Origin of the sequence: Streptomyces poonensis (assembly GCF_014650915.1) — a bacterium.
GTDB lineage: Bacteria > Actinomycetota > Actinomycetes > Streptomycetales > Streptomycetaceae > Streptomyces > Streptomyces poonensis.
Genome location: NZ_BMVW01000011.1, coordinates 154280 through 165681 on the forward strand (window position 1 = coordinate 154280; position 11402 = coordinate 165681).

Sequence of the window (11402 nt, forward strand, 5' to 3'; positions counted from 1 at the left end):
CTACTTCCTGCTTATGCGGGTGTACGGGTGGTGTCTGCAGCGACGGATGCGGCCTGGTGGGCCCGCGGGGTGGCCCGGCAGTCGCCGAAGCTCTCCCGCAGCCGGGCCATGAGCCGGACCAGCTGCCCGATCTCGTCCTCCGGCCAGTCGCTCAGCCGGTCGGCGAGCAACTGGGTGGTGCGGTCGTACAGCTCGTCGAGCTGGGCCAGGCCGTCAGGCGTCAGGCGGAGGATGCGCGAACGTTTGTCGGCGGGGTCGGGCAGCCGCTCGATCCAGCCGCGCTCGGCGACGTGGGCGACATGACGGCTGGTGACCGACATGTCCACGGCGAGCAGCTCGGCGAGCCGACTCATCCGCATGTCGCCGTGCCGGCCGAGCAGTGTCAGTACGCCGGCCGAGCCGCCGGGACAGTCGGACGGCAGTGTCCGGCCCATCTCGCGCTTCACGACCCCGATGGCAGTGAGCTGGCGGGCCAGCTCCTCGTACTGAGCTTTCTCCGCCATCGCGCCTCCAGCATTCGTTGCTTAGGGCAACCATAGGGATTATTGGTTGCTACAGGCAAGTGAAATGGGGGGCTCGCGGATAAAAGGTTGGCAAAGGCAAGTATTGGCTAACGTAAACTTGCAGGTGGGAGGGGGTGAAGTGGACGAGCGGTGCACGACGGGCGGGGCGGAGGGTGTTCCCGGTGCGGGGCGGCCGGGATCCGTACACGGCCGGGAGCGGCGGGGGCGGCGGTCCCCCTACCGTGCGGAAGCCCGAGCAGGGGCACCCGCACTTGGGCGGTCCCCCGTCGATTCGCTAATGTCCGGGAGCATGGCTAACACCCAGGGCCCCCAGGGCAACTACGACCCCGCCGGCAGCACCCAGATGTTCCGTGCCTTCGTCGACGAGGGTCCCCAGGGACGTCAGCAGGCACCCGCGCCCGCGGGGCCGCGCGTCGGCCTGATCGTCGGCATCGTCGTGGCCGTGGTGGTCGTGGCCGCCGTCGCCTGGCTCGCGCTCGCCTGACGGCGCCGCCGGCTCGGCCCGGTCGACCCCTCGCCGCCCCATCTCCCGTGCGGGCGGCGCCCGTTCGCGCGCCCGTACGTCAACTGGCCCTAGAGCGGTTGACGTTCCGCGACCGCGCACACGAAAGAGCCGCCGAGGTGCCGTTCGTGGCACCCCGGCGGCCAGTGGTCGTCATGCCGTCCCGCCCGGCGCGCGTGTGGCGCCCGGCGGTTGGCCGTGCGGTCTGCAGTAGTGGCTTTCGGTACGTCAAACAGCGGGCGGGCCGCACCCGTTACCGTGCGCGCGGGCAGCAGCAGGCCCCGCTCGGGCCGGCTCAGTCCGAGATCAGGCCCTCGCGCAGCTGGGCCAGTGTCCGGGTCAGCAGCCGGGACACGTGCATCTGCGAGATGCCGACCTCGTCGCCGATCTGGGACTGGGTCATGTTCGCGAAGAACCGGAGCATGATGATCCGGCGTTCCCGCGGCGGCAGTTTGGCCAGCAGGGGCTTCAGGGACTCCCGGTACTCCACACCCTCCAGGGCGGTGTCCTCGTAGCCGAGGCGGTCGGCCAGGGAGCCCTCGCCGCCGTCGTCCTCGGGGGCGGGGGAGTCGAGCGAGGAGGCCGTGTACGCGTTGCCGACCGCGAGGCCGTCGACCACGTCCTCCTCCGACACGCCCAGGACGGCGGCCAGTTCGGTGACCGTCGGGGATCGGTCGAGTTTCTGGGAGAGTTCGTCGCTCGCCTTGGTCAGCGCCAGGCGCAGCTCCTGGAGGCGACGCGGCACCCGTACCGACCATGACGTGTCGCGGAAGAACCGCTTGATCTCGCCCACGACCGTGGGCATCGCGAACGTCGGGAACTCCACACCGCGTTCGCAGTCGAAACGGTCGATCGCCTTGATCAGACCGATCGTTCCGACCTGGACGATGTCCTCCATGGGTTCGTTGCGCGACCGGAAACGAGCGGCGGCGTAGCGCACCAGCGGGAGGTTGAGTTCAATGAGGGTGTCCCGGACGTAGGCGCGCTCGGGGCTGTTCTCGTCGAGCGCGGCGAGCCGCAGGAACAGGGAGCGGGACAGGGTGCGGGTGTCGATGGACTCCGAGGCCGGGAGGACGAGCTCGGGACCGGGCAGGTCCTGCGGGTCCTTGAGGTCCTGAGAGGCCTGGAGAGCGTCGGGCGCGGGCTCGCTCTTCACGAGCGTGAGCACCTTCGGGCTGCCCTGGTCTGCGGACATGCCACCCCCTTTGGGTCGCGGACGGTCGCAGCGCTCCCGTCGTGAGGAACGCAGCCTCCACCTGAATACCGGAGGCGGGGCCGCGGCAAACGCGCTTCCCGCAGAATGTCACATGTCGGCAACACGCTGTAGTGACATGTCGACATGACCAGGGGGAATCGGCCCTGGAAAGAGGGGTTCTGACGGAATATCGGCGCAGAACTGTCGGAAAGAGCGCCGATAGTCGATTCGCTCCCACCGGTGACGTGTCGAGCTCCTATTCGGTTGCACGCCGTGGCCTGGGAAGCTGTTCCGAGGGCCCTTTCCGTGCGCCCCATCTGCCCTTGTGCGCCCCGCGTGCCCCACCCGCCGGGTGCACGGGCCGTCGCAATCCCGGATGCACGAGCGGCCGCGGGCCCGGATGCGCGCACTGCTGCCGGCGGGACATGCGAATGCCGCCGGCCGAGGCGGTGAATGGCGGCACGCCGGGGCGGTGAATGACGGAGGGCCGGAGCAGTGATTGACGGCGGACCGGAGCGGCGTTTGACGGCCGGCCGGAGCGGTGAATGGCGGCGGGCCGGACGTGCGAATGGCCGCGGGCGGGAGCCACGGCCCGGACAGGCGTCCGGGATTCCGCCGGGCCGGTGGGTTCCGTGCGGGCTCAGGCTTCGATTCTGTTCGCCGAGCGCAATCGGGCGAAACTACGGGCGAGCAGCCGGGACACGTGCATCTGGGAGACGCCGAGCTCCGCGCTGATCTGCGACTGGGTGAGATTGCTGTAGTAACGCAGGAGCAGGATTCGCTGTTCGCGTTCGGGGAGCTGGACGAGGAGATGGCGGACCAGGTCCCGGTGTTCCACGCCGTCGAGGGCGGGGTCCTCGTAACCGAGCCGGTCCAGCAGCCCCGGCAGTCCGTCGCCCTCCTGGGCCGCCTCCAGCGAGGTCGCGTGGTACGAGCGGCCGGCCTCGATGCACGAGAGGACCTCGTCCTCGGTGATGCGCAGCCGTTCGGCGATCTCGGCGGTCGAGGGCGAGCGGCCCAGCGCGGTGGTGAGGTCCTCGGTGGCGCTGTTCACCTGCACCCACAGTTCGTGCAGGCGGCGCGGGACGTGGACGGTACGGACGTTGTCGCGGAAGTACCGCTTGATCTCGCCCACCACGGTCGGCATGGCGAAGGTCGGGAACTGCACCCCGCGGTCCGGGTCGAACCGGTCGATGGCGTTGATCAGCCCGATCGTGCCGACCTGGACGACGTCCTCCATCGGCTCGTTGCGGCTGCGGAAGCGGGCGGCGGCGTACCGGACGAGGGGGAGGTTGGCCTCGATGAGCGCTCCGCGCACCCGGTCGTGCTCCGGCGTTCCGGGCTCCAGCTGCTTGAGCTCGGCGAAGAGGACCTGGGTCAGCGCCCGGGTGTCGGAACCGCGGCGCTTCGGGGGCGCGGGCGGGGACGAGGGCCCGAGTGGGGATGAGGACGAGGGCGGAAATGAGGGTGAGGGCGGAGGTGAGGGCGGGGATGAGGGTGCGAGTGAGGGTGCGGGTGGGGCATGTGCGGGTGCGGGGTTCGCCGGGGGCGGTTCGGTCTCCACGCGGGGCAGGGCCTGAGGGGCGGTACTGGCCGGCACGGTCAACTCCACCTCTTGCTCGGTCAACTTGCTCTGTCAACGCATCCGTAACTCATCCCTCAAAAGCGGTCATAGCATCACAAGACATGCGCACTGTGCGCAAGCACCGCATCACTCCGTGTTGAGGGACGCAAAAGCCCCCCGCCGTTCCGGCGAGGGGCTCCGTGCTCCGGCTGGGCGTGAACGCGGTCTAGAACTCGTAGTCGGCGATCACCCAGGTGGCGAACTCGCGCCACAGCGCGACGCCCGCCTGGTGCGCCGGGTGCTCGATGTACCGCTGGAGGGCGTCCTTGTCGTCGACCGCCGAGTTGATCGCGAAGTCGTACGCGATGGGCCGGTCGGTGATGTTCCAGTCGCACTCCCAGAAGCGCAGCTCGTCGATCTGGCCGCCGAGGGCGCGGAAGGCCTCGACGCCCTGCACGACGCGCGGGTCGTCGCGCTCGACGCCCTCGTTGAGCTTGAAGAGGACCAGGTGGCGGATCATGGGCGCTCCCAGGAGGCGGTGCGGTGTACCGGGTGGTTCTCGGGGTCACTCGCCCCCGTTGGCGACCCACGTCATGAAATCGCCGACGGACTGGGCGGCACTGGAGATGCCCTCGAACCCTATCTGGACGTAGTCGGCCGCCTTGGCCGGGTCCGTGATGATCACGTAGAGGACGAAGACCACGAGCACGTACAGCGCGATCTTCTTGGCCTGCACCGTCACCGCGGCATCCCCCGTCTCCCTCGCCCCGTGGGCCCCTGTTGCCCGGCGGCTGTTGCCCGGCGGCGAGTGTATCCCGGTCATGTGTTCGCAGGAACGGAATGATCGCGTACGCCCACGATGTCCTCACCCGGTGGCCTCGGGACGGGACGCATGACATGGCCGGGATCGCGGCGCCGCTCCCGGACGCGCCCGGAGTCCGGCTTCCGGACCGGCCGGGCCCGGTGAACGTCACCCCGTCACAGGCGATCGCCGCGTTCGCCGCCGGTCTGTACGTCGTCGCCCCGCTCGCCCTCCGCCTGGGAAGGCTCGGTCCTGGGCACCTCGGGGCGCTGCTTCCTCGCCGACCGCTCGGCCGACCGCTCGCCCGCGTCGTCGCGCTCGCCCTCGGCCTGCGACGGCGTGTCCGAGTACCAGGTGCCGTTGTCCGGGACTTCGGGTTCCATGACGGCCCTCCTTCGTCGCTGACCTCCATGCTCCCCCTTCCGGGGGATCACGGCACCTCGGCACGGAACCGGCGACGGAGACGCGCGAAGGGTCCGGCTCATCGAGCCGGACCCTTCGTCATCTGCGGTAGCGGAGGGATTTGAACCCTCGGTGACTTGCGCCACACTCGCTTTCGAGGCGAGCTCCTTCGGCCGCTCGGACACGCTACCGAGGGAGACCCTACCCCAAGGTGGGCCGTGCTCTGAAATCGTTTGGGGATGAGGCCCGCGCGGCAGCCGGCGCGGGTCAGCGGGCGCGGAAGAAACCGGTGAGGAGCCGGGCGCACTCGTCGGCGAGCACGCCCTCGATCACCTCGGGCCGGTGGTTGAGACGCCGGTCCCGTACGACGTCCCACAGGGACCCCGTCGCGCCGGCCTTCTCGTCACGGGCGCCGTAGACCACCCGGTCGACCCGGGACTGCACGAGGGCGCCCGCGCACATCGTGCACGGTTCCAGGGTGACGACGAGGGTGCAGCCGGTGAGCCGCCACTCGCCCAGCGCCGCGGCGGCGCGGCGGATCGCCAGTACCTCCGCGTGGGCCGTGGGGTCGCCGGTGGCCTCACGCTCGTTGTGCCCGGCGGACAGCACGGTCGTACCGTCCGCGGCCAGGACGACGGCGCCGACCGGGACGTCTCCGCCCGCGTCGGCGCGGCCGGCCTCGTCCAGGGCGAGCCGCATCGCGTCCCGCCAGCGGTCGCGCACCGGGTCCGGGGGCGGCTGGTCGCCGCCCCGGTGGACCCGGCGGTGGGCGTCCTGGTCGTCAGGCCTCAGCGGACCGTCTCCAGGACCTCCGAGGCACCCAGCGCCTCGGCGATCGAGCTGAGCGCGTCGTCCGCGTCGAGGGAGCGCAGCTCCTTCTCGCCGACGCCGAGGTCGTCGAGCACCTCGCTGTCGCCGACCGGGCCGTGCGGCACCGCGGTGTCGGAGGCCGCGCCGTCGTCGTCGCTCTCGGGCTCACCGTCCTCCGTGCCGTCGAGGTCGAGGGAGTCCAGGTCGGCGCCGTCGTCGCCGGGCTCCCGTCCGAGCAGCTCGTCCGTGAGGAGGATCTCGCCGTACGAGCTGCGGGCCGCCGCGGCGGCGTCCGAGACGTAGATACGAGGGTCGTCCTCGCCGTCCAAGCGGACGACGCCGAACCACGCGTCCTCCTGCTCGATGAGTACGAGCACCGTGTCCTCGTCGACCGAGGCGTCACGGGCCAGGTCGGTCAGATCCGACAGGGTCTCCACATCGTCGAGCTCTGTGTCGCTCGCTTCCCACCCGTCTTCGGTGCGCGCGAGCAGTGCGGCGAAGTACACCGTGACTCTCCCACTGGTCATAGGTGTGCCGGTTGGGGGTCCCCCCGGCGGAGGTTGTGGGCGGGGAGTGCATGCTCCGAGCCCCGCCCACTCGGAATCGTGGCAGAAACAGCGCGCTCAGGGGACGTCTTCGCCGCCCTGTGTCCCTTCCCCCTTTCGATCGGTCACCCGCTCCCGGAAGGGCCGGCCGCGCGCTCGTCGCCGCCTGATGGTGATCGTACGCGGCTCGGGCGCCGCATCAGTACGCGGTCGGTCCGTGGCGGTGCGTTGCCGCCGGATGCCGTAGTGGGACGGCGGGCCGCGCCGACGGGACGGCTGTGACAGGACGGCGGTGGTGGGACGGCAGTGGCGGGACGACGACGGAAACGCGTGCCGGGCGGTGGGCTCGCGGCTACCAGCGGAAGGTGCGCATGCGCATCGCCCGGCGGAGCCGTGCCGTCTTGGCGCGGCGTGGCTGGACCCGGGCCCGCAGCTCCCTGGCCTCCGCCAGCTCCCGCAGGAACTGGGCCCGGCGCCTTCTGCGCTCGGCCTCGGTCTCCGGCTCCTCCGGGGACCCGCCGTGCGGTCCCTCGTCCACGTCCGGCACAGGCACACCACCCCACTTAGGTTCCTCCCACTTTCCCTCCGACGGGGGGTTTGATGCCAGCGGGCGGGTGATCCCCACGGCGGGGCCTTGCCCGGCGCGGCGGCGGTGGGCCCCGGCGGCCCGGATACCCTGGGGGACATGCGTCTCCATGTCGTCGACCACCCCCTGGTCGCTCACAAGCTCACCACGCTGCGCGACCAGCGCACCGACTCCCCGACCTTCCGCCGGCTGGCCGACGAGCTCGTCACCCTGCTCGCCTACGAGGCCACCCGGGACGTGCGCACCGAGCAGGTCGACATCGAGACGCCGGTCGCCCGCACCACCGGCGTCAAGCTCTCCCACCCCCGCCCGCTGGTGGTGCCGATCCTGCGCGCCGGTCTCGGCATGCTGGACGGCATGGTCCGGCTGCTGCCGACCGCCGAGGTGGGCTTCCTGGGCATGGTGCGCAACGAGGAGACGCTCCAGGCGTCCACGTACGCCACCCGGATGCCGGACGACCTCTCCGGACGCCAGGTGTACGTCCTCGACCCGATGCTCGCCACGGGCGGCACCCTGGTCGCGGCGATCCAGGAGCTGATCGGGCGCGGCGCCGACGATGTGACGGCGGTGGTGCTCCTCGCCTCTCCGGAGGGCGTCGAGGTCATGGAGCGCGATCTGGCGGGCACGCCGGTGACCGTCGTGACGGCGTCCGTGGACGAGCGCCTCAACGAGCACGGATACATCGTGCCGGGCCTGGGCGACGCGGGGGACCGGATGTACGGGGCGGCCGAGTAGCCGGCTCCCCGCTCAGCAGGAAGGCGTGGGCGTCGGCCGCGGCGCGGTCAGTGCGGCCAGGGCCTTGTCGGCGTCCGCCTTCGTCGACAGGGACTTGAAACGGTTGCCGATGATGAAGTCGACCTCGGTGGCCTTCGCACGGCTGTCGGTCTTCAGGTCGGCGCCCCGCAGCTGGGTGCCCAGTACGGGCAGTGCCGCGCCGGTGGCGGACTTCGCGCCGAGCAGGACGGCCGTGCCGGGGACCTTCTTGTCGTACTCCTTGGAGGCGTTGGCCACCTCGCCGATGCGGAAGCCGCGCTTCTTCAGGCCGTCGGCGGTCTCCTTGGCGAGGCCGCTGCGCGGGGTCGCGTTGAACACGTTGACCGTGATCTGGGCCGGCTTCGGCAGGGACTTCGCGGCCGGCGTGGGGGACGGGCGCGTGGCCGGGCGCGTCATGCAGGACGGCTTCGTGCTTGTCACCGTCTTGTTGTCGCCGCCTGAGAAGACGTCGATGAGCTGCAGGGTTCCCCAGCTGATGAGTCCGGCCACCACCACGGACGCCACGATCACGAGCACGAGCCGGGGGCGCCTCTTGGGCCGGCGCATCCGCGGGTACTTGTCCCCCGTGATCCGGTACTCGCCGCCCATGCCGGGAGGAGTCAGCATGCTCATGGGCGCAGCGTAGTGCGCCGGGGCGGCGATGCCTACTAGATGATCATTGGCGCGTGTGCACGCCAACCCGAAAGGGCCAATGACCGGGAAGGCCCCTGGCACCGCATGGGGCCGGGGTGGCCGGGGGCCCGGTGCTCGGTGTCCGGGTGGTCAGTCGAGTTCGAGGACGCGCGCGTGCAGCACCTGGCGCTGCTGGAGTGCGGCGCGTACGGCACGGTGCAGGCCGTCCTCCAGGTACAGGTCGCCCTGCCACTTCACGACGTGGGCGAACAGGTCGCCGTAGAACGTCGAGTCCTCGGCCAGGAGTGTCTCCAGGTCGAGCTGCTGCTTCGTGGTCACGAGCTGATCGAGGCGGACCGGGCGCGGCGCGACGTCCGCCCACTGCCGGGTGCTTTCCCGGCCGTGGTCGGGGTACGGCCGGCCGTTTCCGATGCGCTTGAAGATCACACGGAAAGCCTACCGGTCCAGACGTTCCGGGCGCAGCCATGGCGCCGGAGTGCGACGCCGGAAAAGGTGCCGCAGAGAGGGGCGAAGCGGGTCAATCTTCGTACGCCGGACGGGGGCATTTGGTCGTCCGGACCTCGGATCCGGGTGTCCGGACCGTGGAACAGGGTCCCGGCGGGCGACGGAGATCCAGCAGTGTTGCCCGAGGCGGCACCGGCCCATGACATGGGCCCATGACACTGGCCCACGACATGGGCCATGGCGCGGCCCTGCCGCACTGTCTGCCCCCGAGTCAGGCACGGAACGTGGGCGGCGAGTTCGGAGCGGCGAGTCAGGAGCGACGAGTTCCGAGCGCGGAGGCCGGTGTGATGCCCGGCGTGGGCGCTGTCGCGCAGGCCGGTGCGGAGCCCGTGGTGATTCGCCCGAAAGGAAGCGGGGCCTTCTTGCGCTGCCCCCTTTCGGTGTGCATCCGAAAGGGGACAGCGGGCGGCCGCGCGCGGGGGCGACGGGGCCCCGCGCGTCGGCTCGGACATCAGTCGTGTGCGGGGGCCTTCGGTGGCCGCTGTGCCTGTGGGTGTGCGGGGGCCGGAGAGGGCTTGCGGGCGCTGCGGCGGGCCGCCTCCGCGCGGAGGAGGGCGCGCAGGACGGCGTAGGGGTCGTTCGGCATGGCTCTTCCCTGGGTGCGTGCTGAGGTGTCCGGCTGCCGGCGGAGGCGGGCGGCCGTCAGCAGCGCAGGACCACCGAGCGCCGGATGAGCAGGGCGTACGGGGCAGGCGGCGGGAGGAGAAGGGGAGCGCGCTCCGCGTCCTGCCTGCGCGGATGTGCCGGAGGAGCGGGCGGTACGGGGCGCCGGGCGGCCGTCGGGCGGTGGGCCCGGCAGACCTGGCGGGCCGGGAAGCGGGCGGTGGACTCCAGGGCGTCCTGGTCGGCCGTCTCCGTGGTGACGGCGACCGCGGGGGCCGTGGCGGCCCCGGCGTGGGCGGCCGGCAGGAGCAGGGCGAGCAGCAGGAGGAGCACCCGCGGCCAGACGCACCGGCGTACGGTGCGCGGGGCGTGCGGGGCGGGGCTCATGGGAGCTGCTCTCCCCCGAGCGGTGCCGGGCTCATCCCGTCGGCGCGGAGAACCGCCCGCTCGGCCCATCCGGTGTGGGCCACCCGGCGGAGGCGGGCGGCCGCCGCCGGGCGGGGGCGCGGTGAGCGGCTACTTCTTCGCGGCCTTCGCCGCCGCCTTCATCTCCTGCTTGTGCGCCCGGACCTTCGCCAGGGAGTCGGGTCCGGTGATGTCGGCGACCGAGCGGAAGGACTTCGGTTCGCCGTAGGAGCCGGCGGCCTCCCGCCAGCCCTCGGGCCGTACGCCGAGCTGCTTGCCGAGCAGGGCGAGGAAGATCTGGGCCTTCTGCCTGCCGAAGCCGGGCAGGTCCTGGAGCCGCTTCAGCAGTTCCCGGCCGCTGCCGGCGTCCGCCCAGACCTTGCTCGCGTCTCCGTCGTAGTGCTCGACCAGGTACTGGCACAGCTGCTGTACGCTCCCCCAAGCTCTTAAGGAGCAGGGGGGACCCCCATGGCCATCGACCCCGGATAGCGGTGCACGGCCGGTTTGCGGGAGAGCAGTTCCGTGAAGGCCTCCGGGTCGTACCCGGCGATCTCGTGCGCGTCCAGGTCGTCGGAGCCGAGCCGCTCGGCGATCGTGTACGGCCCCGCGAACGCCCACTCCATCGGGATCTGCTGGTCGAGCAGCATGCCGACGAGCGCGGCGAGCGGGCTGCGGCCGAGCAGTTCGTCGGCCTCGGGCCGCTGGGCGAGGTGCAGCGTGACGTCCATGCCCCGATCATCGCCCGCGGTCGCTCAGGTCGCGCGCCAGTACCCGAGCGCGTTCACCCGCTGCTTCGGCAGGGCCAGCTCCTTGCGGAAGTACGCCGTCAGGGAGCGGGTGGTGACCGTGTCGCAGGCGATCCAGACGTACGGGTCGGAGGTGCCCCTCAGCAGGTCCGGCGCGCCCGCCCGCACCTGTTCCACCAGGTGGGCGCCCCCGTCGAGGCGGGGGACCGGACGGAGGTCGTGGCGGTCCGGGTCCACGCTCAGGGGCAGGCCGTCCGTGCCGTCCGTGGTCTCGAACCAGACCGTCGCCGGGGCCGTGGGCAGCGCGGCGAGAAGGGAGTTGAGGGCGGGCAGCGAGGCCGGGTCGCCGATGGCCAGGACGTGGGACGGCGCCGGGTCGGGGTCGGTGAAGCCCGTGCCGTGGACGGTCGCCTCGACGGTGGCACCCGGCTGCGCGGTCCGTGCCCAGTCGCTCGCGCGCCCCTCGTGCAGCGCGAACTCCAGGCTGAAGGTGCCCGCGGCCGGATCGGGGTCGACCAGTGTGTACGCCCGCTGGTGCGGCTTGCCGGCGCTGTCGAACCACAGCCGCACCCACATCGTCGGGTGGATGCCGGTCACCGCGAGCATGCCGCCGTCGGTGAGGTGCACCCGGCGGTAGTGCGGGGTGACGTCCTCGGCCCCGGTCACCGTGAACACGAAGTCCTTGGCGCGCAGCAGCTTCAGTACCGCGCCCTCCCAGCCGTGACCCTGGCCCATCGCGTCTTCACCTTTCGCGTACGCTTCCGCCACAGTGCGTGGAGTTAGGGGAGCCTAACCTAGAACCTAGGG

At 71.6% G+C, this 11402-nt stretch carries 16 protein-coding genes, 1 tRNA gene and 1 pseudogene; 2 read left to right on the forward strand and 16 right to left on the reverse strand.

Annotated features, from left to right (window positions below; all coding sequences use genetic code 11):
* Positions 1-11: 11 nt before the first annotated feature.
* Positions 12-503 (reverse strand): MarR family winged helix-turn-helix transcriptional regulator, encoded by a 492-nt coding sequence (locus tag IE242_RS24830; protein WP_189862904.1) that lies wholly within the window; start codon positions 501-503, stop codon positions 12-14.
* Between the two features lie 310 nt (positions 504-813).
* On the opposite strand from IE242_RS24830, the gene IE242_RS24835 reads away from it, so the two are divergent.
* A complete protein-coding gene (locus IE242_RS24835) occupies positions 814-1008 on the forward strand; it encodes a hypothetical protein (protein WP_189862906.1) in 195 nt (64 codons plus the stop codon).
* 313 nt (positions 1009-1321) lie between these two features.
* On the opposite strand, the gene IE242_RS24840 is transcribed toward IE242_RS24835, so the two are convergent.
* The 9 genes from IE242_RS24840 to IE242_RS24880 form a co-directional block, all read right to left on the reverse strand.
* A complete protein-coding gene (locus IE242_RS24840; protein WP_189862908.1) occupies positions 1322-2221 on the reverse strand; it encodes an RNA polymerase sigma factor SigF in 900 nt (299 codons plus the stop codon).
* Positions 2222-2861: 640 nt separating this feature from the next.
* On the reverse strand, positions 2862-3785 hold the full coding sequence (locus tag IE242_RS24845; RefSeq protein WP_189863073.1) for an RNA polymerase sigma factor SigF: 924 nt from the start codon (positions 3783-3785) through the stop codon (positions 2862-2864).
* A 226-nt stretch (positions 3786-4011) separates the two neighbouring features.
* Positions 4012-4305: a Dabb family protein gene (locus IE242_RS24850; RefSeq protein WP_189862910.1), complete on the reverse strand. Its 294-nt coding sequence runs from the start codon at positions 4303-4305 to the stop codon at positions 4012-4014.
* 45 nt (positions 4306-4350) lie between these two features.
* On the reverse strand, positions 4351-4527 hold the full coding sequence (locus IE242_RS24855) for a hypothetical protein (protein ID WP_189862912.1): 177 nt from the start codon (positions 4525-4527) through the stop codon (positions 4351-4353).
* Between the two features lie 236 nt (positions 4528-4763).
* Positions 4764-4970 carry a hypothetical protein gene (locus tag IE242_RS24860; protein ID WP_189862913.1) on the reverse strand — a complete coding sequence of 69 codons (207 nt, stop codon included), beginning with the start codon at positions 4968-4970 and terminating at the stop codon, positions 4764-4766.
* A 125-nt stretch (positions 4971-5095) separates the two neighbouring features.
* A tRNA-Ser gene (locus tag IE242_RS24865) sits at positions 5096-5180 on the reverse strand.
* 76 nt (positions 5181-5256) lie between these two features.
* Entirely contained in the window at positions 5257-5688 is a 432-nt protein-coding gene (tadA, locus tag IE242_RS24870; protein ID WP_229859420.1) for a tRNA adenosine(34) deaminase TadA, read from the reverse strand.
* Between the two features lie 89 nt (positions 5689-5777).
* Positions 5778-6305, reverse strand: a complete 528-nt coding sequence (locus IE242_RS24875) for a tRNA adenosine deaminase-associated protein (protein ID WP_189863075.1) — start codon at positions 6303-6305, stop codon at positions 5778-5780.
* Between the two features lie 391 nt (positions 6306-6696).
* On the reverse strand, positions 6697-6891 hold the full coding sequence (locus IE242_RS24880; protein ID WP_373299582.1) for a hypothetical protein: 195 nt from the start codon (positions 6889-6891) through the stop codon (positions 6697-6699).
* A 138-nt stretch (positions 6892-7029) separates the two neighbouring features.
* On the opposite strand from IE242_RS24880, the gene upp reads away from it, so the two are divergent.
* Entirely contained in the window at positions 7030-7665 is a 636-nt protein-coding gene (gene upp / locus IE242_RS24885; protein ID WP_189862918.1) for a uracil phosphoribosyltransferase, read from the forward strand.
* Between the two features lie 12 nt (positions 7666-7677).
* Here the strand turns inward: upp and IE242_RS24890 are convergent, their stop codons facing one another.
* The 6 genes and pseudogenes from IE242_RS24890 to IE242_RS24910 form a co-directional block, all read right to left on the reverse strand.
* Positions 7678-8316 carry a LytR C-terminal domain-containing protein gene (locus tag IE242_RS24890; protein WP_189862920.1) on the reverse strand — a complete coding sequence of 213 codons (639 nt, stop codon included), beginning with the start codon at positions 8314-8316 and terminating at the stop codon, positions 7678-7680.
* A 150-nt stretch (positions 8317-8466) separates the two neighbouring features.
* Complete coding sequence (locus IE242_RS24895; protein WP_004943146.1) at positions 8467-8763, reverse strand: type II toxin-antitoxin system VapB family antitoxin; 297 nt, start codon at positions 8761-8763, stop codon at positions 8467-8469.
* 529 nt (positions 8764-9292) lie between these two features.
* Entirely contained in the window at positions 9293-9427 is a 135-nt protein-coding gene (locus tag IE242_RS38635) for a hypothetical protein (RefSeq protein ID WP_268249486.1), read from the reverse strand.
* A gap of 56 nt (positions 9428-9483) precedes the next feature.
* Complete coding sequence (locus IE242_RS24900; RefSeq protein WP_189862922.1) at positions 9484-9831, reverse strand: hypothetical protein; 348 nt, start codon at positions 9829-9831, stop codon at positions 9484-9486.
* A 129-nt stretch (positions 9832-9960) separates the two neighbouring features.
* Positions 9961-10577 (reverse strand): annotated as a pseudogene (locus IE242_RS24905) (HhH-GPD-type base excision DNA repair protein).
* A gap of 24 nt (positions 10578-10601) precedes the next feature.
* On the reverse strand, positions 10602-11330 hold the full coding sequence (locus IE242_RS24910; RefSeq protein ID WP_189862924.1) for a siderophore-interacting protein: 729 nt from the start codon (positions 11328-11330) through the stop codon (positions 10602-10604).
* Between the last annotated feature and the right edge of the window lie 72 nt (positions 11331-11402).

Coding starts and splice junctions, on each gene's coding strand:
- IE242_RS24850 (WP_189862910.1), bottom strand. CDS start 4,305: ATGATCCGCCACCTGGTCCTCTTCAAGCTCAACGAGGGCGTCGAGCGC.
- IE242_RS24900 (WP_189862922.1), bottom strand. CDS start 9,831: ATGAGCCCCGCCCCGCACGCCCCGCGCACCGTACGCCGGTGCGTCTGG.
- IE242_RS38635 (WP_268249486.1), bottom strand. CDS start 9,427: ATGCCGAACGACCCCTACGCCGTCCTGCGCGCCCTCCTCCGCGCGGAG.
- IE242_RS24860 (WP_189862913.1), bottom strand. CDS start 4,970: ATGGAACCCGAAGTCCCGGACAACGGCACCTGGTACTCGGACACGCCG.
- IE242_RS24835 (WP_189862906.1), top strand. CDS start 814: ATGGCTAACACCCAGGGCCCCCAGGGCAACTACGACCCCGCCGGCAGC.
- IE242_RS24890 (WP_189862920.1), bottom strand. CDS start 8,316: ATGAGCATGCTGACTCCTCCCGGCATGGGCGGCGAGTACCGGATCACG.
- tadA (WP_229859420.1), bottom strand. CDS start 5,688: ATGCGGCTCGCCCTGGACGAGGCCGGCCGCGCCGACGCGGGCGGAGAC.
- upp (WP_189862918.1), top strand. CDS start 7,030: ATGCGTCTCCATGTCGTCGACCACCCCCTGGTCGCTCACAAGCTCACC.
- IE242_RS24830 (WP_189862904.1), bottom strand. CDS start 503: ATGGCGGAGAAAGCTCAGTACGAGGAGCTGGCCCGCCAGCTCACTGCC.
- IE242_RS24910 (WP_189862924.1), bottom strand. CDS start 11,330: ATGGGCCAGGGTCACGGCTGGGAGGGCGCGGTACTGAAGCTGCTGCGC.
- IE242_RS24840 (WP_189862908.1), bottom strand. CDS start 2,221: ATGTCCGCAGACCAGGGCAGCCCGAAGGTGCTCACGCTCGTGAAGAGC.